This window comes from Bacteroides zhangwenhongii (genome assembly GCF_009193325.2).
Classification (GTDB): Bacteria; Bacteroidota; Bacteroidia; order Bacteroidales; family Bacteroidaceae; genus Bacteroides; species Bacteroides zhangwenhongii.
This window is the reverse complement of record NZ_CP059856.1, coordinates 563,621-581,497: the sequence shown is the minus strand read 5'-3', so window position 1 is coordinate 581,497 and position 17,877 is coordinate 563,621. Positions and strand designations below refer to the sequence as shown.

Genomic DNA, 17,877 nt, shown 5'->3' with positions numbered 1-17,877 from the left:
TGGGTTACTCTTCTTTTTTACTCAACTGCTCTTTCATATACATTGAAGGCGGCATTCCATACAATTCTTTGAATGTTGTCGAGAAATTATTAGGATCAGTGAATCCTGTTAACATGGCTATCTCGGATATGGTATGCTGTTTTTCGGACAATAGACGAGCGGCTTCTTTTAAACGTATATTACGTATAAAGTCACGGGTTGTCTGGTTGGTGAGCTCCTTGAGTTTCCTGTGAAGATGTACGCGGCTGATACCTACTTCGGTGGTGATTGTCTCTATTGTCAAGTTAGGGTTACTGATGTTTTCATTGATCACTTTCATAATACGTTCCATCAATTTCTCATCGGGTGATTTCACTTCTAGTTTCTGAACCTTGTTCTCCAGGTTTTGCTGGCCTGTAAATACTTTGCGTAACTGCTGTCGTGTATTAATCAGATTTTCTACAGTCTTTTGCAGAATTTCGATATTGAATGGCTTCATGATATAGGCGTCGGCTCCTGTATTCAGACCTTCAAGGTTGTCTTCTTCCCTCGTTTTCGCAGTAAGCAAAATGACTGGGATATGGTTGAGGTTTACATTTTGCTTGATCTTCCGGCATAAGGTGAGTCCGTCCATTTCGGGCATCATGATGTCACTAATGACTAAATCCGGAGCCTTTTTAAATATTTGCTCTAATGCTTCTTTACCATTACGGCTTTCCATGATATGAAATTTGTCCCCAAACTCCTTCGCTATATAATTTCGGATTTCTTCGTCGTCTTCTACAATTAATACGCGATATTTAGTTTTTACCCTGACTTTCTTTTCTTCCTCATTTTCTATAATGGAAGAGATGACAGGAACAGTTGGTACGGTAACTGTTACCTTTTGCTTATTGTTGTCAACTTCTTCAGGTCGTAGATGCTTGTTACCCAACGGTAATCGGATAATAAAACGGCAACCCGGTTGTTCTTTATTATTTTCTACATAGATAATTCCATGATGTAATTCCACTAATGAACGAGTCAGATGTAATCCTATTCCTGTTCCGCCTTTCGGATTCTGTTGGCTGTTACGGATCTGATAGAAACGTTCGAAGATATGTTCTTTTTCCTGTTCATCGATGCCTGTTCCGGTATCCGCGATAATTATTTCGGCATATTGTTTCAAGGGATCGGGCAGTGTATTATCTTCTCCCGTACGGATGGTAATATCTATGTTTCCTTTTTCAGGAGTAAACTTGAAGGCATTAGACAGAATATTCAGGATAATCTTATCAAAATTACCTGTGTCTACCCATACATTCAGTTCCCGGAGCGTACTGTGAAGTTGTAGCCGGATATTCTTTGTATTTGCCTGTTGACTGAAAGTTGTACATAAATCCTCAATAAAAGGAATAATGTTGGTTTCCCGGAACATCAGGAACATTTGTCCTTTATCAATTTTCCGAATATCCATTAGTTGATTGACAAGATTCAGAATACGTTCCGCATTTCTGTAGATAATATGATATATTTTCAGGCGTTCATTGTTGTCCTCATTCTTAATCAGTTTCTGTAGAGGGCTGATGATTAGAGACATCGGAGTGCGTATCTCATGAGAGATGTTGATAAAGAACTGCAATTTTGCTTCATTGATTTGTTCGGCATGGATATGTTGCAGCATTTCCTGATGCATTCTGTACCGATGTCTGATCTGAAGAATAATGATAAATATAATGGTCAGTAATAATAAGGAATAGATAACTTTGGCCCACCATGAAGCATACCATGCAGGAGATATAAAGATGGTAATTTCTTTTATATTTGAATACACAGTGTTGTCTTTTGCTCTGATTTTAAAGTTATAGGTACCGGGTTTCAGATTGCTGAATGAGATACGGTTTACACCTTTGGGCAAACTAATCCATTTTTCATCGTTGATAGAATAAAGGTAGTTGATGTGTTCGGGGGCATTTAATTCCAGAGTGGCAAACTCGATACTGAACACATTGTCTTTATGGGATAGATAAAACTCTTTTGCGTTGAATACAGGGCAGTTGATAATATTGTGAATACCGGATTTCATTCCTTTTCTAACCGGATTGTTATGCAGGAAAAAGTCGGTAATCCGGATATTCCATGTTTTTGCCGGATTGATAATGTCTTGCGGATTGAAATAGGTGATACCATTCATTCCGCCAAACCAGATAATACCTTGTTTATCTTTGAAGGAGGCATTCTTGTAGAACTCATTTCCCTGTAATCCGTCGCTGACATAATAATTGATAAATTTGTTGTTTTTCTTTTGGAATTGGGAAATTCCGGCATTGGTGCTTATCCAAAGAAAATCTTTTCCATCTCCTTGTATGGCATATATTGTATTACTGGGCAATCCGTCTGCAGTAGTATAAGTGGTTAGTTCTTTCGTATTTTTATTCCAACCGGATAATCCTTCGGAACTGCCCAACCAGACAACTCCTTCGTCATCTTCAAAGATTGAATAAATAACATTTTGTGAGAGTATCTTATGACTTTGAAAATCAGGACTGTCAAGGTCTATACAGTTGACGCCGTCATAAGTTCCGACATACAGTTTATTATCATCGGAATAGTGCAGACAACCTATCCATTCGTTGATTAGAGATGTCTGAGATTGTACGGATGTAAATTCTTTCGTTTTCAGGTCATAGTAGAACAAACCGAATCCCATTGTCGCAATCCAGAGACGCTTGTTTTTATCTTCTGCGAAATCATATACACGTTGTATATAGTTGTTGTTCTTATCTACCAGTTTGTACTGGTAATCGCATAATCCTGTCTGTTTGTTCAGCTTTCCCATACCGTTGATAAAGGAGCCAATCCACATATTGTGTTCGGAGTCTTCATACAATTTAATAACAGTTGAGGGTACTGAATGAGGATGGGTGGTGTGTGAGAAATGTTTTGCCGGTTCTAATTTTTCTGTAAGGGCATAAATACCGTCGTTATCCGTTCCTATCCATAAAGTTCCGTTATTATCTTTGCAGAACGAAGTAATACAACAGGAGCCTATGCAATTTTTATCTGTTGATTTATGTCCGATATACTTAAAGCTGTTGGTGCGGGCCGGAATTAATATAACTCCTTTCTGATAAACAGCTAGCCATAAGTTACCCGAATTGTCCTTTAGAATGGAGTGTATTTTTGAGTTTCCCGAATCGAAATAATTATTGTCAAACTTGTATTCGGAGATTTCGTGTGTTCGGATATTATAAATGGCTACTCCCTTGCCGTCAGTGCCGATATACAATTCATTGGGTATACCGGAATAAAGGAAGCAAACAGGAAGTTCTCCTTTCTCTTTCAAATCGACCGGAACAAAGGTTTTACGTTCTTTATCGTAAATGAATAGTCCTTTTCGTATACTTCCTACATAAATGTTGCCTCGTTGATCCTCACATATACTTTTGACGTATCCGTTGTCTTTAGACAAGTGTAACGTAAGCTGATTGTCGGGAGTGAGTTGATATACTCCTTCTTCCCCTTTTGCCATCCATACATTTTGTTTTTTATCTTCAAACAGGCTTCCGGGTGAAGTGACTGCAATATCGACTTTCCGGACAGTCAACAGATGGTCTTTGATGTCCAGCTTGCACAACACATTTCCGGATACCCATATCTCTCCGTTTTTTCGCTCGATGAAAGAATTAATGTTGCTTTCAAGCGTTTCTCCGGTATCTTCCAATTTGGCAAGTGGAGTAAAATTGTCCGTGGCCGGATCATACATTTGAATTCCTATATATGTGCCGATAAGCAAATGACCTTTGCTGTCTTCAAAAACAGTACGAACAAAATTGTGGGCTAACGAATGTTCGTTATTGGGCTCATGTTTGTATATGGTAAATTTAGCACCGTCATAACGGTTCAGACCATCTTCTGTTGCAATCCAAATGAAACCGTTCCGGTCTTGATATATTTGATTAATCAGACTACTGGAGAGTTCTTTGTCAGTAGTGAATAACTTAGGAGATTGTCCATTGCATAACAAAGAAAACAATAATAATAGAAAAGTGAATACATTTTTCATAGTTATAGATCGTTGTTTGTTGTACAAAGAAAACTAAAAACCTAAATATAACCTAATAAAAAATGAATATTTTCATTAGGCTCCGGGAGTACAATCGGATGTTGTAACATCGTTTGTAAATAATGTAACATGAGAAAAGATTTATCCCTTCTTCTGTATTATTGTTTTCCTTCGATTGTATTTACAATATAGGTTTTACCCGCCTTTGTTTCGATGTCATATTCATAAACCTTCTGCAGTTTGGGAGATTGCGCACTTACCCCTTTGGCTACAAGAGGTTGCTTGATAGGAGTGGTGGCGAATAATCTATTTGAGCACTCTTTCCCGTTTACTTGTTTTAAGCCTTTCCCTTTCAGGGGAACATAAGACCGGATGCGGAGCGTACCGCCTATATTCGACCGGATGATCGCTTTATTTAACACATTGTTTTTCCAGTCCATATCAACAGTAAAGTTTCCACGTGCCACCAGCCCCTTCACACTTCCTTCTTCCCATGCATCAGGCAATGCCGGCAATAAATGTACGGCACCGTCATGACTTTGGAGCAACATTTCCGCTACTCCGGCTGTATAACCGAAATTACCGTCAATCTGGAAAGGCGGATGGGCATCCAGCATATTGGGATAGGTACGCCCGTTCGGATATTCTTTAGCCAAGTGATCGTTGGGCAATAGTTGAATCATATTTTTGATGATTTGGAAGGCATGGTTTCCATCCAGCATACGTGCCCAGAAGTTGACTTTCCAGCCGATACTCCAACCGGTAGCCTTATCACCGCGTTGAAGCAATGTGTTTCTTGCTGCCTGGAATAACTCGGGATTTGAGTATGGAGAAATTTGATTACTCGGATATAGCCCGTACAAATGTGAAATATGACGGTGCTCGTCCTTGGGATTGTCAATATCTTCAAGCCATTCTTGTAGTTGGTTATGTTTTCCTATTTGCATAGGTGGCAACTTCTCTAGTGTTTGTTTGAGGGAGTCTTGGAAAGAAGGGGCTTCACCAGCGATGTATGAAGCCAATAAGGTATTATGCAGTGCATCAAAAGCAATCTGGTTATCCATGGTGCATCCGGCAGTGATGGGACCGTGTTCCGGCGACACAGAAGGCGACACTACCAACCATTTATACACTGGATGTTCTACCAAGAAATCCATGTAGAACTGCGCTGCTCCTTTCAGGATGGGATAATACTCTTTCAGGAACTCTTTATTTCCTGTAAAGAGGTAATGTTGCCAGATATGTTGAGCTAACCATGCGCCGCCGCTAGGCCACATGCCGGCTGCTGCAAAATCGACTACACCACAGATTCTCCATAAGTCAGTGTTATGATGTGCCACCCATCCCCGACAATCATACATGGTTCGGGCTGTTTCTGCTCCTGTGACGGATAAATCTTTCAACATAGAGAATAACGGACTATGTGTTTCACTTAAATTAGTGACTTCTGCCGGCCAATAGTTCATTTCTGTATTGATATTGATGGTGTATTTACTATCCCAAGGTGCATGAGTACTGTTATTCCATATACCTTGCAGATTAGCCGGTTGCCCACCCGGTTGCGAAGAAGAAATCAGCAGATAACGTCCATAATGGAAAAGTAGAGCTGCCATTGCCATGTCTTCCCCATTTCCGAAGTTTTCAATTCGTTTGGGAGTCTCCAGTTGGGAAGCTTTGCCTGCCGGTAATGTAAGGCGTACACGGTCAAATTGTTTTTTATAATAAGCGATATGGTTTTTGAGAGCTTTTTCGTAAGGTATTTGCATTGCTCTTTTCAGATATTCGCTGGTTCGGTGGGATTCATCGGCGCTGACATCCTGGTAGTTTACGTAGTTGGTTGCTGCCGATATATAAAGGGTGGCTTCTGTTCCTTCATTTATTTGGAGAGTATTTCCTGTCGGGCGGAGAGTGCCATTCGTTTTTACTTGGATTTGACATTCTGCCCGTAGTGCAGCTTTCAAACCTTCCTGCTCTTTCCCTTGACAGGTGACGGTCAGCTGATCATTCTGAACATTCACCTTATGTACTAGAGGGCAGTTATATGCAATAGTAAAGTTCAGTGCATTCGCTTTACTTGCTTTGATATGCATAATAATGACATCATCAGTAAATGAAGCAAAAGTGGTGCGGGTATAAGTGACGTCATCCACTTGATAACGGGTAGTTGTCGTTGCATTCTCTAGGTTCAGATCGCGGTAAAAGCCGGATGCATTTTGGGGTTCCGGAAATTCCAGATAAAGGCTACCTAATGTCAGATAGCTCATTCCGTGTTGCTGGGTTAAGAAGTTGGCGTCAATGAGTCTTTGCGCTTCCTTGTTTCTCCCTTCAAAAATCAGTTTGCGTACAACCGGTAGCACATGTACGGCATTCGGATTATTATTGTATGGAGAACCTGCCCAAAATGTTTCTTCGTTGAGTTGTAATTCTTCGCGTTCGATTCCGCCATATACCATGGCTCCAAGACGGGAGTTACCAATAGGGAGAGCTTCCGACCAATTTTGCGCAGGTTGACTATACCACAGTTTCAGGTCCTGTCCTGAAACAAGGTTGCTTATTAATAGGAATAATACAAAAAAAGTGTTTCTGTTCATATTATATGGATTTGTAGCAAAGGTAGCTCATTTCCCAATACAAAAGGCAAAAAACTGTTTCTGAAATCTACCTTGGAAGTAACTTCTTTCCATATAAATGTTACTAATATATATGGTGTATGTTCCACAGGATAAAATAATAGGCTGATAATAAGAACTGCAAAATTTGTATGTGAATACAATCAGTGATGTAGTTATTTACTCATCCCTGCATTGATTGGATTGAGCTTTTTTATCTACTTTCTCTCTTACTTTTCGATTCGTTCATAAACAGATAAGATTTCTTATAGCCTCCGTAGTCTACGATTAGCTTTTCCAGCACGATGCCCGGATCAAGAGGTTTGAAAGTGATTGTTTGCATACCGTCTGATGTATTCGGTACATTCAGTTTTGCTTTTTTCTCAACGATGCGTCGTGTGACTGTCGGATAGTATATGCTGTATACATTTTCAGGAAGCTCGTTTAAGTTATGATTGAAATTGATCGTCTGATCCTTTCCTCCTTCAAATCCGATACTATACTCATGTCCTTTGCGATCGTGGAAAGCAAGAGTTGATTTTACTATCACATGGACAGTCACCTTGTCAATTCCTTTAGGCAACTTTATCTTGTAGGAGATAGAAGCTCCGTCAGTTGGTTGTGTGTAAGGCATCAGAGCCATGCCACTAAGGGTACGCCCCATATAGGGAATCACTGTCCATTCCGTATCAGGCGCTGCTTTAGCGCTGTAGTAATGTTCGGCTTCTATGGCTATATATCCGTCTTGTCCGGTGAAGACGTATCCGCCGACAGCCTTTTCCGGATTTTCGATTCGGTAGATTTTAGGCAGTGTATCAGCGGGGAAGTTATCATTCCATGAGGTATAACCGATATGTTTCTGAATCATCATATTCTTCCATTTGCCGCCGGACATAATGTTGTTATAATCGTCACTCAACGCTTTATCCCGTGCAAAAGCCTGTTCCACTTTATCTGCCCATTCGTTAGCTTGCGGATTGTTTTCTTTGTACAATTTATGGTTTATGGCTTGTGCATAATACATTTCGTACAGGTTTGCCATGGCTTGAACGGGGAAGAGGATTAATTGCTTGTAGGCATCTTTATATTCCGGTTTCAGTGATATGTATTGTCTCAAAGCTTCCGCTTCCAGTTTCAGATATTCGTCGGAAACCTGCTTCCATTCACCGGTCTCCAGGTTATAAGTATTCCGGTCGAGCATTTCTCCCGTCACGCGGCCGTTGTATTTGCTGTACAGGTTTAAGATTCGCATGGCTTCATCCGCCTGGTCTTCGCCAAACTGCTGTGCGCAGAAACGACGGGGATGCTCCAGCAAGTTGGAGACGTTGAATTGCTTGGGATTCCATGCCATATCCATGAAGAGCGTGATCGGATATTCCATTGGTTTCAAATCGCCTACATTCAGTATCCACAGCTTTTCTACTCCGTAATCGTATGTGAGTTGAAGTTGCTCCCACATATTTTGTATAGGGGTTACGTTCAGCCATTTGGAGTTTCTCGGAGCACCTACGTAGTCTACATGGTAATACATGCCCCAACCGCCCGGATGCTTACGTTCCTTGGCATTTGGCAGGCGGCATACATTGCCCCAATTGTCATCACACAATAGCATGATAACATCATCGGGCACACGCATACCTTTATCGTAATAATCCAATACTTCTTTATACAACGCCCATACTTGCGGAGTCTCTTTGGCCGGACGTTTGGTGACTTCTTCAATAATCTTGCGCTGATTCTTGACTACATTCTCCAGAAGTTTCACATTGGTGCTTTTACTCATGGCTGCGTCACCGTCTCCGCGCATACCGATGGTTACGATATCTTCTGTACCCTGCATCCGTTCGATGCCTTCACGGAAAAACTGATCGATCACTTTTTGGTTAGTTGTATAATCCCATGCACCATATTCTTTGCGCTTGCGTGACCATTCCTGATGGTTGCGTGCCATCGGTTCGTGGTGGGACGTGCCGATAATGACTCCCATTTCACTTGCTGTTTTACTATTCTGCGGGTCGTCAGCATAGAAAGCCCAGCTCCACATGGCCGGCCAAAGGAAATTACCTTTCAGGCGTAGTATCAGTTCACACACCCGTGCATAAAAACGATGGTCGCCATAGTTGGTGCCGTATGTGTGTTTTACCCATCGGGTAAGACACGGCGCTTCATCATTCAGAAAGATACCGCGATAGGTTACGGCCGGCTCTCCGTCCGAGTATTGTCCGGGTTTAATATATACATTTGCTTGTTTCATGACGGGGACATCTGCCCACCAATACCAGGGAGATACTCCCATCTGTTCAGAAAGCTCGTAGATACCATAAATAGTGCCGCGTCTGTCGCTGCCGATGATAACTACCGCTTCATCTATTCCCTCACAAGGATTGGCGATGACTTGCAGGATGTATTTTTCATTTTTTCCATCCAATTCCTTTTTGTCTATTTTTCCTGCTGACATCAGCTTCTTTATAAAAGGAGTGCCATAAGTACCTGCAATGATACACTGTTTCGAACTTGTGCCTGTTAAGAGTTCGGGCTTTTTTCCGCATACCTGCAGTATGTCTTGTTGAAGATTGCCGGCAGCAATCATTACCCCTTTGTCTTCGGAAGAATCTATGTATATCGGACAAGGAACTCCGTTGGCAACCAACGGAAAATGATTACCGGCCGGTGTGAATATTACAAATTGTTCAGCGGCAAATGCCGCTATACTCACAACAGAGAGGTAGAAGAATAGAAATAACTTTTTCATGGTTTCAATATTTAATAATTTGTGGTTAATTATTTATTATTCCACTTGTATTGTGACACGATGCAAAGATAGTTGGTATTGATAAGAACGGGCTTTTGGTATGTTACAATTATTTATACTGTTGATACCTATCGACTTTTTGGGGAAGTTTTTTCTTTAGAAATAATATGAGGGAGTGTGAACAAACAGATTTGCTCAATAAATATTTTTGATTTTGTTTCAAAATCTTTTTATCTTGTATGTGTGGGGGCTTTAGTGTGCTTAATAGTCTTTTGAGTGTTGATAAGCGTCAATCACTTTTTTAACCGAACCGTATAACAGCAACAATTTTTGTGCATGGTCATGATCTAATCCCAGTTCCTCCATAATCATTCCGGTTCCTCTTTCTACCAGTTTATGATTGCTAAGCTGCATGTTTACCATCTTATTTCCTTTCACCCGTCCGAGTTGAATCATTACCGACGTACTAATCATGTTCAGAATCATTTTCTGTCCGGTGCCTGATTTCATTCTCGAACTTCCCGTGACATATTCCGGACCGACAATCATTTCGATGGCGACATCTGCTTCTGCCGCCATCGGAGAATCCGGATTGCTGGTGATGCAACCTGTCAGGATGCCATGCTTGCGGGCTTCCCGTAAGGCACCGATTACATAAGGGGTAGTGCCCGAAGCGGCAATGCCAATCACGGTGTCTTTGGGGTTGATATGATATTCGGTAAGTTCTTCCCATCCCCGGCCCATATCGTCCTCGGCGCCTTCTACCGGATTGCGCAGGGCGGTATCTCCACCGGCTATCAATCCGATAATCCAGGTAGGAGGCATTCCGAATGTCGGTGGTATCTCCGAAGCGTCCAGTACTCCCAAGCGACCACTGGTGCCTGCACCCATGTAAAAGATACGTCCACCCTGTTTCATGCGGGGCACAATCTGGTTGACGAGCAGTTCGATTTGTGGAATGGCTTTTTGAACGGCTAACGCTACCTTTTGGTCTTCCCGGTTAATGTCTTCTAATATTTCCCGTACGGACTTCTTTTCCAGATTGTCGTAGAGCGACGGTTGTTCGGTTATCTGCATATTGATAATGGTGATTGACTAAAAATATAAATTACAAGGATTGAGATGAAGCGGTATGATATAAAATTAATCCCTCCATCGGACTTTGCAGAATCTTTCCGATTCTGATTCCTGTCTCTTGTGCAGCTTCTTGTAATATCTCCTTGTAGCAGTGAGCCACTGATCCGATAAAGTGTGTAGGATACTGCGTGTAATCATATTGCATTACGTTTCTTCGGAAGAAAGCAATAAAACTGCCAAGCACTAATTGTCGTATCCCCGGCTCTTCCAGATGTTGCGCTATAAAAGGGGACAGACTTGCCAGAAAACGATTCGGGAAGGGCTGACGGTAAACCCGGTCGATGATTTCGGGAGCTGTCAGGTCGAATTGTTTTAGAAATGCTTCTTTGATGGCAGGCGAAAGTTGATTCTTCAGAATGTCTCCCACCAGTAATTTGCCAAGAACGGCTCCACTTCCCTCGTCGCCCAGGATAAAGCCTAAAGGGGAGATGTTGTTGACAATCTCTTTTCCATCATAGAAACAGGAGTTGGAACCTGTTCCCAGAACACAGGCAATGCCTGCTTCATGGCCGCATAATCCACGGGCAGCAGCCAACATATCCGAGTAGGCTTTGATATTTCCAACAATAGGTAAACTGTCGGCTATCGCCCGTCGGAGAACGGGAGCTTTCTCGGGTGTACAACCTGCACCATAGAAATAAACGGAGTTGATGGTCCCTTCCGGCAATTGTGGCAGGAGGGAATGTGTCAGCTCTTGCTGAATTTCTTCTTCTGACTGGAAGAAAGGGTTAAGCCCTTTCGTTCCAATCCGTTTGATAGGTGTGCCGTTGAGGATGACACACCAGTCGGTCTTGGTAGAACCACTATCTGCAATAAGTATCATATCTTACTATCTATTTTTCAGTTTAATACGTTCAATGATTAAGTGGGTTTTATTGTTTCTTCCCAAAAGATTCTTCCAGTCGGTTGCGAATCAGGAAAGCGGCAATAATACCGGGCAGGGTGCAAATACAAACCCATATAAAGAAATGGGTATATCCGATATGTTCCTGTATCCATCCTGCCGGCATACCCGGAAGCATCATTCCAAGCGCCATGAAGCCGGTTCCGATGGCGTAGTGGGCAGTTTTGTGCTCACCCTCCGCAATATAAATCAGATAAAGCATGTAAGCGGTAAAGCCGAAGCCATACCCTAGTTGCTCGATGGCTACGCAACTGGCAATCAGTATCGTATTATCCGGAGTAGTGGCTGCCATCCACACATATAATAGGTCGGGAATATTGATGGCTAATGCCATGGGTAATATCCACTTCTTGAAACCGTCACGGGAAACGAGAAAACCGCTGATAATTCCTCCCATTAGCAAAGCTATGACACCTATGGTTCCGTAGATCATTCCGACTGTTGCCGTAGATAAAGCCAGTCCTCCTTTTTCAGCGGTATCCAATAGAAAGGGAGAAGCTATTTTGGCTAGCTGCGATTCTCCCAATCGGTAGGTGAGCAGGAAAAAGAACATGAGACCCAGGTGTTTCTTTTTGAAGAAAGTGACAAAAGTCAGGAGAAAGTCTTCTAATAGCTTACCTGCCGTGAGTCCGGGACGTTTGACATCGGAATCGGGATGGGGGAGGATAAAGCGATGGTACAAAGTAAGAGCCAGGAATAATCCGGCCAAGAGGTAAAAAGTGATGCTCCATGCCAGAGGTATATTGCCTTGAGAGGTTTCCAACCATCCTGCCAGCATGACGAGAATTCCTTGCCCGAAAATATTGGCGAGTCGGTAGAATGTGTTTCGGATGCCTACAAAGAAAGATTGTTCCTTGTTGTTGAGGCCGAGCATATAAAAACCGTCTGCTGCGATGTCATGCGTAGCCGAACTGAATGCCAATAACCAAAAGAAAGCAAGAGTGAATTGTACGTAATGTGCCGTTGGGATAAAAAAGGCGATGCCTGCAAATCCGGCGGCGATGAACCCTTGCATGGCGATAATCCAGGAACGTTTCGTTTTTACCAGATCGACGAATGGACTCCATAACGGTTTGATAGTCCAGGGAAGATAAAGCCAGGAAGTGTATAAGGCTATTTCGGTATTGGATAATCCCAGACGTTTGTACATGATGACGGCAATAGTCATTACCGCTACATAAGGCAATCCTTCTGCAAAATAGAGGGTTGGAATCCAACTCCAGGGATTTCTTTTTATAGTGGGTGTTGTCATGGCATTCGTTTGATTTTATTTATATTGTTTTTCAAGTGTACTACCGGGGTAATAGTGAGATAGTATTTCTTCATACTTATAACCTTGTTCTCCCATCACGGCGGCACCGATTTGGCAAAGTCCTACTCCGTGTCCCCAGCCGGCTCCGGTGAGGATAAATCGGGAAGGAAGTTCATCTCCGTACTCCTTGTCTACTACAAAAGCGGAACTGTAAAGATGGGAAGTCGATAGAGTGCGGCGTATCTCCAACTCTTTTCCAATGATGAGTGTTCGTAAGGTTCCTACAATCTTTAGCCGGACAAGACGTCCGGATGTTCCCCGTTCTACAGGAATTAAATCAATGATTTGTCCGAAATCAATTCCTGAACGTTGATGAATCAGTTCTGAAAGCTCCTGTTGCGAATAACAGACTTTCCAACGATAGAAGTCTGCTGTTTCCTGATCGTAGTTGTTTAATACTTGACTTAGGATTTTCTTATCCTGTGTATTACAGAAAGCAACAGGCGAGGTACGTATCCATTTATCAGCTTCCGCCTCTATGGTCAAATCGGGAAGTTGTTTTTCAGTCTTGCTATCCCGTTGTCTGATTAGATAAGGGTGCTTAACGTTTTCCCAACAATTTTGGAACTCTTCAAAAGCTCCGCCACAACATTTAGAGAAACGGGCATCACAAATCGCTCCTTTATACATCAGTACTTCCCCCCGCGTGGCAGAGACTGCTTCGATGGCTTGTGGTGTTGAGGCTCGGGTAATTCCCTGATAACGCTGGCAATGATCGTCGGCACATACATCGAAATTCTTATGTGCTTCATGGTCATACCATTTTATAAGTTGAGAGTTGAGAATGGAGAGTTGAGAGTGGGCTGCGCTGTCCGGCTGCAGAGTAACTCTCCACTCTCCATTCTCAACTCTCAACTTATTAACTAGCCAGCTTCGGGAGATGACGGCGTGAGCCTTTAGTAGTTCCAAAGAAGCTGTTGCGCTCATTTCTGATGAAATGACACTGATGAGGTATTCCTCAATGGAAATCACATTGATGGCGGTTAGTTGTTCTCCTTCGACGATGATCTTTAATTCCCCTTTGAATTTTTGGACTTCTTTGCGTTCCCAATGGAAGTTGATTCCGATGGTCACATCTTTCAGTTCAAAGAAAGCATGTGCACTTTGTTGGGGAGTGAAAGATAATTCATTATATTCTTTCCCTTGCCAATGAATCTTCCCATCCCAGTAAATAGCCTTTTGCATACCGGAGCTTTCTGTTCCGTCGGAAGAGATAAATTTTATAGGGAAAGAGAATTCAATCTCTTTCCCGGAAAGAATACCAACTGCTATTTGAGGCTCTGTCATAAGGCGGCTTTAATGCGTTCTATTATTTCTTGTAGTTTTTCTTTAGATATGGATACTTCCCGATAGATATCATATACCTTTTCAGGAGTCAGTTTCTCCATATCCTCTTCACGTACTATAGGGAATATGCCGTTCATTTCAGCAATAGCAGGACTGATGAGAATTTGTTCCTCTCCTTTTGCGTAATAGCAGTCAGGGCGATGTTTGCTGCGTAAGAAGATAACACAACTGTAAGGGTGTTCGGCTACTGACTCAAATTCATCATCGTAGAACTTTCTAAAATCCTCTTTGGTGCGTTCCAAACCATACCAGGCAAGAATATTCATCATTGGTTCTTTTCCGTTATTATTGGAGGCTAAAATGTCGTAAATCAGATGAAAGGTTTTTGACATTGTTTCCTTATCTTCCGCCTGAATCCTGATGAAACAGCACGGGAAATCTTTATAATAAATTTGCACCTTATCGTCATCTATTAATAATATGCGATCGTAATATGGTCCTCGCATAGTTTCCTCTTTACTGCAAGCTTGAAAATGGGCATGATCGGGAGCGGAAGCTCCACATTCCGGTCCATTATACATAAGGAAGTATTCTTTCATTATGTCGGTGAGTTCTATCATATCTTTAAAACGCCCGGCTATGGATTGCGATTTGTGTTCCTTATCTACAATTGTAAAGTGGTGTTTAAATATGGGATATGGATTAACCAGTATCTGATAATTCCCATAACTGATGAACTCTTGTTCCTGCGGTCGGTTTGTTTGGCAGAGGAAGCAAGGCCGTGAGTGAATGGAGACAGTATCTGTCTGTGCGGCAGCCGAAAGAATACGTTTCGGATTAAGGAATAGTTCCGCACTTAAACAATTGTTACCAAACCATTTGGATATTTCTTTTGTTCGTGGTCGATACTGTTCCAGTGCTTGGTAATTCTCTTTGGCTAGTTCCCAAGAAAGAGTTTGCTTTTGGAATAACTGTTCGATTCTTTGCTGAATTTTCTCTAGTGTCGTTTCTTGTTGCAGAATGCGCTGTTCCAATTCCCACGTACGAAGTCGGTCTTTATATAGATTATTCTGGTTGATTTTCTCAACAGGCAGTGCGGCATCCGAATTGCCGTCCCAACGGCGGCAAAGGTAAATCACGTCGTATATTCTGCCTATCTGATAATCGTGTGAAATTTTCAATCCAAGGGCATAATCTTCTCCATAGCTTGTGTTCGGGGCTTTGATTTCCCGAAGAATGGGCGTGTAGAATGCACGGGGAGCTCCCAGGCCGTTGATACGTAATGCATTATTTCGTCCGTTGTCGGGCGTCCATTCCTTATGATCGATGATGCCGGGGGCAATTTCCTGCATATCAAAGTTAGTCATCATATAAGTGCCGATTACCATTGCACATTTCTGTTTATAGAAAGTATCAATGATGATTTGCAGGCTATGTTCGTCTTTATACACGTCATCGCTATCAAGTTGGACGGCAAACTTTCCGCATTTCTCGTGATGGATACCTATGTTCCAACATCCGCCTATACCAAGGTCATCTCTTTCGGGAATGACGTGAATCAGCCGCTTGTCCGAACTAAGTTCACGGAGAACTTCACTGGTTCCGTCTGTCGAATGATTGTCGATGACAATGACATTGAACGGAAAGGTCGTTTGCTGGTCCAGTGCCGAGCGTACGGCATCTTTGACTGTGCGAATACGGTTGCGTACGGGTATAATGACAGAAGCTTCATACTCAAAAGTGTGGGAAGAGAAGTCTACGGGATGGAAGATAGGATAAAGATATCCGCCAATTTCCTTCAAATGGTTGGTGCATGCCTGTTCCATTTCAATCTGTACCTGACGGTTTTTAGGGTCTACATAATCGAACTGCTTCTCACCGCTTTTCCGCTTGTCACTTTCTACTTCGGTATATAGATATTCGTTGATATGTACCAGTTTGCTCTTTTGGGATATTTTGAGTCTCAAATCATACAAGCCTGCATATTGATATTCCTCTTCCGTATTTTCTATAACTTCCTTGAATGCGTTGGCATTGAACAGTAATACCGAGCCGAAATTGAAGTCGTCACGCAGGCTGCCGGGTTGGTAATCAATGACCGGAGCAGGTTTTTGCACACCGTCCATCTGTTGGTAATGGTCTGCATATGCCATGCCAGCATGGGTCATTTCCATTACTTGAACCATTCTTTCAAGAGCGAACAGACCTATTTTTAGTGCGGTGCGTTTGGTATAAAGTAAAGTATATGCTTTATCAGAATGTTCTGCAATAGCCCGCATCGCTTGTGTAGACTGCATTTTCTCTACAGAAATGAGTTCGCATCCGGGAATACAGACATTGGTAATTGGTGATGCCAATAAATAAATTTTGTCTACCAGCGTCGATGCACGTAACTCCTTAACTGTTTGCACAGTTTCTTCCAACCGGCTGAAAGGAAGAAAACAGTTGATTGTTGTTTTCATTATTTTACTTCTTGTTTTGTAGTATGAGTTGTGTAAGATGTTTCTTATATATTTATCATAAACTTGTTTACTTTGCTACAAATGTAGGGAATTTATCATAGATATATATACTCTTACATATTTTTTATTCCAGGAGTTCCGCCGGTCGTATGTTTAGAGGAACGCCAATTCTTGTTGAGTGAAGGCAGTTCCGGGGATTTCTTTTCGAGTGAAATGCCGATAGTTTTGGATTTGTCGGTATCGTGCATTCCGTCCCAGAAACGACAAGTGTCAAATGTATGTCCTTTCCCAGTTTTGGGGGTGCTGGACAGTGCGAGATAGCCTCCTTCATTATCAAGTGCCGGGAATTTGGATATTTCTATTAGGTTCTCTCTATCGACATTGTGTTTTTGAATAATCTTGCCGGGATATTTAGAAAAGCAAAGATATCCTTTGGATGCAATGATCAGGGGTTGGGAGGAAGATTCATTTTGTAACGTAGTGGTACTGTACACTTTGCCGTCTTCATGCATCTTATATAAAAAAAGCTGTGGCAACACAATAGTCTGTTCAGTCGGATTATAGAGCTCTATGTATTCGGCACCGTCTGTGGCATTATCATACATTATCTCATTAAAGAGGAGCATACCTCTGACATCTTCCGGTAGTTCGGTAATATCCGGCTCTTCGGAATCCGGTTCGTCGGGAGTATTGTCGGGGTCGGTCGTTGTCTCTACACCGTTGGATAATCGTACATGATGGAATGTGAAGCCTTTACAGCGGGTTTTGGTGTAAACACAATAAATTCCCGAACAAACGGAACCTTGTATGCCGGTATCTTTCACTTGCTTTTCCAATGTATATCCGTCTTCGGATTCCAATCGTGTCCAAAAAGTCCAATACCCATTATTATCGCATTCTACTTTTATGTATAATTGGGGGGAGTTATTACCCTTCATCACTTCCCGACCCGAAGCCAGCAGCTTGGGCTGGTCTCCATTCTGACGATAAAGTGTCACATTGTCTTTTGCTCCTCCTATTTGTATAAAATACCCGTTTAGGCTACCGGAGAGAGTGTTGGAAGAAGAGGTCAGATAAAAACGTGCATAGTTATTGGCGGATGGGTTGAATGTAAGGTGAACTCCAAACTCCCAGCGGGTATTCTTTACTGACGTGGACGGTATGGTGACATAGGCTGTTCCACTATTTTCTGCCGGATCATTCAGATGGACTCCTTCTTTAGAATTGATAGTGAATTTATCTGTTTCTCCTTCCCAAGAAAGTCCGGAAGTTGCCGTATCTTCTCCTTCTGAATCTTTTTCATCATCGGCAGGAAGTGAACAATTATAGAATATGGAAATGAACAGACCTAAAAGTGCAAACACTTTGTAAATTCTCATACGGTTTAATT

9 protein-coding genes are annotated in these 17,877 nt (G+C 42.1%); all 9 read right to left on the bottom strand.

Annotation, left to right across the window (positions count from 1 at the left end; all coding sequences use genetic code 11):
* Positions 1–4 precede the first annotated feature (4 nt).
* A complete protein-coding gene (locus tag GD630_RS02260) occupies positions 5–4,024 on the bottom strand; it encodes a hybrid sensor histidine kinase/response regulator transcription factor (protein WP_143867452.1) in 4,020 nt (1,339 codons plus the stop codon).
* 158 nt (positions 4,025–4,182) lie between these two features.
* Positions 4,183–6,615 carry a glycoside hydrolase family 95 protein gene (locus GD630_RS02255; RefSeq protein ID WP_143867456.1) on the bottom strand — a complete coding sequence of 811 codons (2,433 nt, stop codon included), beginning with the start codon at positions 6,613–6,615 and terminating at the stop codon, positions 4,183–4,185.
* A gap of 232 nt (positions 6,616–6,847) precedes the next feature.
* Positions 6,848–9,385: a glycosyl hydrolase 115 family protein gene (locus GD630_RS02250; protein WP_143867458.1), complete on the bottom strand. Its 2,538-nt coding sequence runs from the start codon at positions 9,383–9,385 to the stop codon at positions 6,848–6,850.
* Between the two features lie 261 nt (positions 9,386–9,646).
* Positions 9,647–10,462: an N-acetylmuramic acid 6-phosphate etherase gene (gene murQ, locus GD630_RS02245; protein ID WP_143867460.1), complete on the bottom strand. Its 816-nt coding sequence runs from the start codon at positions 10,460–10,462 to the stop codon at positions 9,647–9,649.
* 31 nt (positions 10,463–10,493) lie between these two features.
* A complete protein-coding gene (locus GD630_RS02240; protein ID WP_143867462.1) occupies positions 10,494–11,345 on the bottom strand; it encodes an ATPase in 852 nt (283 codons plus the stop codon).
* Positions 11,346–11,394: 49 nt separating this feature from the next.
* Complete coding sequence (locus GD630_RS02235) at positions 11,395–12,678, bottom strand: MFS transporter (protein ID WP_143867464.1); 1,284 nt, start codon at positions 12,676–12,678, stop codon at positions 11,395–11,397.
* 15 nt (positions 12,679–12,693) lie between these two features.
* Complete coding sequence (locus GD630_RS02230; protein ID WP_143867466.1) at positions 12,694–14,025, bottom strand: SpoIID/LytB domain-containing protein; 1,332 nt, start codon at positions 14,023–14,025, stop codon at positions 12,694–12,696.
* Positions 14,022–16,487, bottom strand: a complete 2,466-nt coding sequence (locus GD630_RS02225) for a DUF4922 domain-containing protein (protein ID WP_143867468.1) — start codon at positions 16,485–16,487, stop codon at positions 14,022–14,024. Before GD630_RS02225 ends, GD630_RS02230 begins: the two co-directional genes overlap by 4 nt.
* 113 nt (positions 16,488–16,600) lie before the next feature.
* On the bottom strand, positions 16,601–17,866 hold the full coding sequence (locus tag GD630_RS02220; RefSeq protein ID WP_143867470.1) for a lamin tail domain-containing protein: 1,266 nt from the start codon (positions 17,864–17,866) through the stop codon (positions 16,601–16,603).
* Between the last annotated feature and the right edge of the window lie 11 nt (positions 17,867–17,877).

Excerpts from the sequence above, each read along its gene's own strand:
- GD630_RS02260 (WP_143867452.1), bottom strand. The coding sequence starts at position 4,024 with ATGAAAAATGTATTCACTTTTCTATTATTATTGTTTTCTTTGTTATGC.
- GD630_RS02255 (WP_143867456.1), bottom strand. The coding sequence starts at position 6,615 with ATGAACAGAAACACTTTTTTTGTATTATTCCTATTAATAAGCAACCTT.
- GD630_RS02250 (WP_143867458.1), bottom strand. The coding sequence starts at position 9,385 with ATGAAAAAGTTATTTCTATTCTTCTACCTCTCTGTTGTGAGTATAGCG.
- murQ (WP_143867460.1), bottom strand. The coding sequence starts at position 10,462 with ATGCAGATAACCGAACAACCGTCGCTCTACGACAATCTGGAAAAGAAG.
- GD630_RS02240 (WP_143867462.1), bottom strand. The coding sequence starts at position 11,345 with ATGATACTTATTGCAGATAGTGGTTCTACCAAGACCGACTGGTGTGTC.
- GD630_RS02235 (WP_143867464.1), bottom strand. The coding sequence starts at position 12,678 with ATGACAACACCCACTATAAAAAGAAATCCCTGGAGTTGGATTCCAACC.
- GD630_RS02230 (WP_143867466.1), bottom strand. The coding sequence starts at position 14,025 with ATGACAGAGCCTCAAATAGCAGTTGGTATTCTTTCCGGGAAAGAGATT.
- GD630_RS02225 (WP_143867468.1), bottom strand. The coding sequence starts at position 16,487 with ATGAAAACAACAATCAACTGTTTTCTTCCTTTCAGCCGGTTGGAAGAA.
- GD630_RS02220 (WP_143867470.1), bottom strand. The coding sequence starts at position 17,866 with ATGAGAATTTACAAAGTGTTTGCACTTTTAGGTCTGTTCATTTCCATA.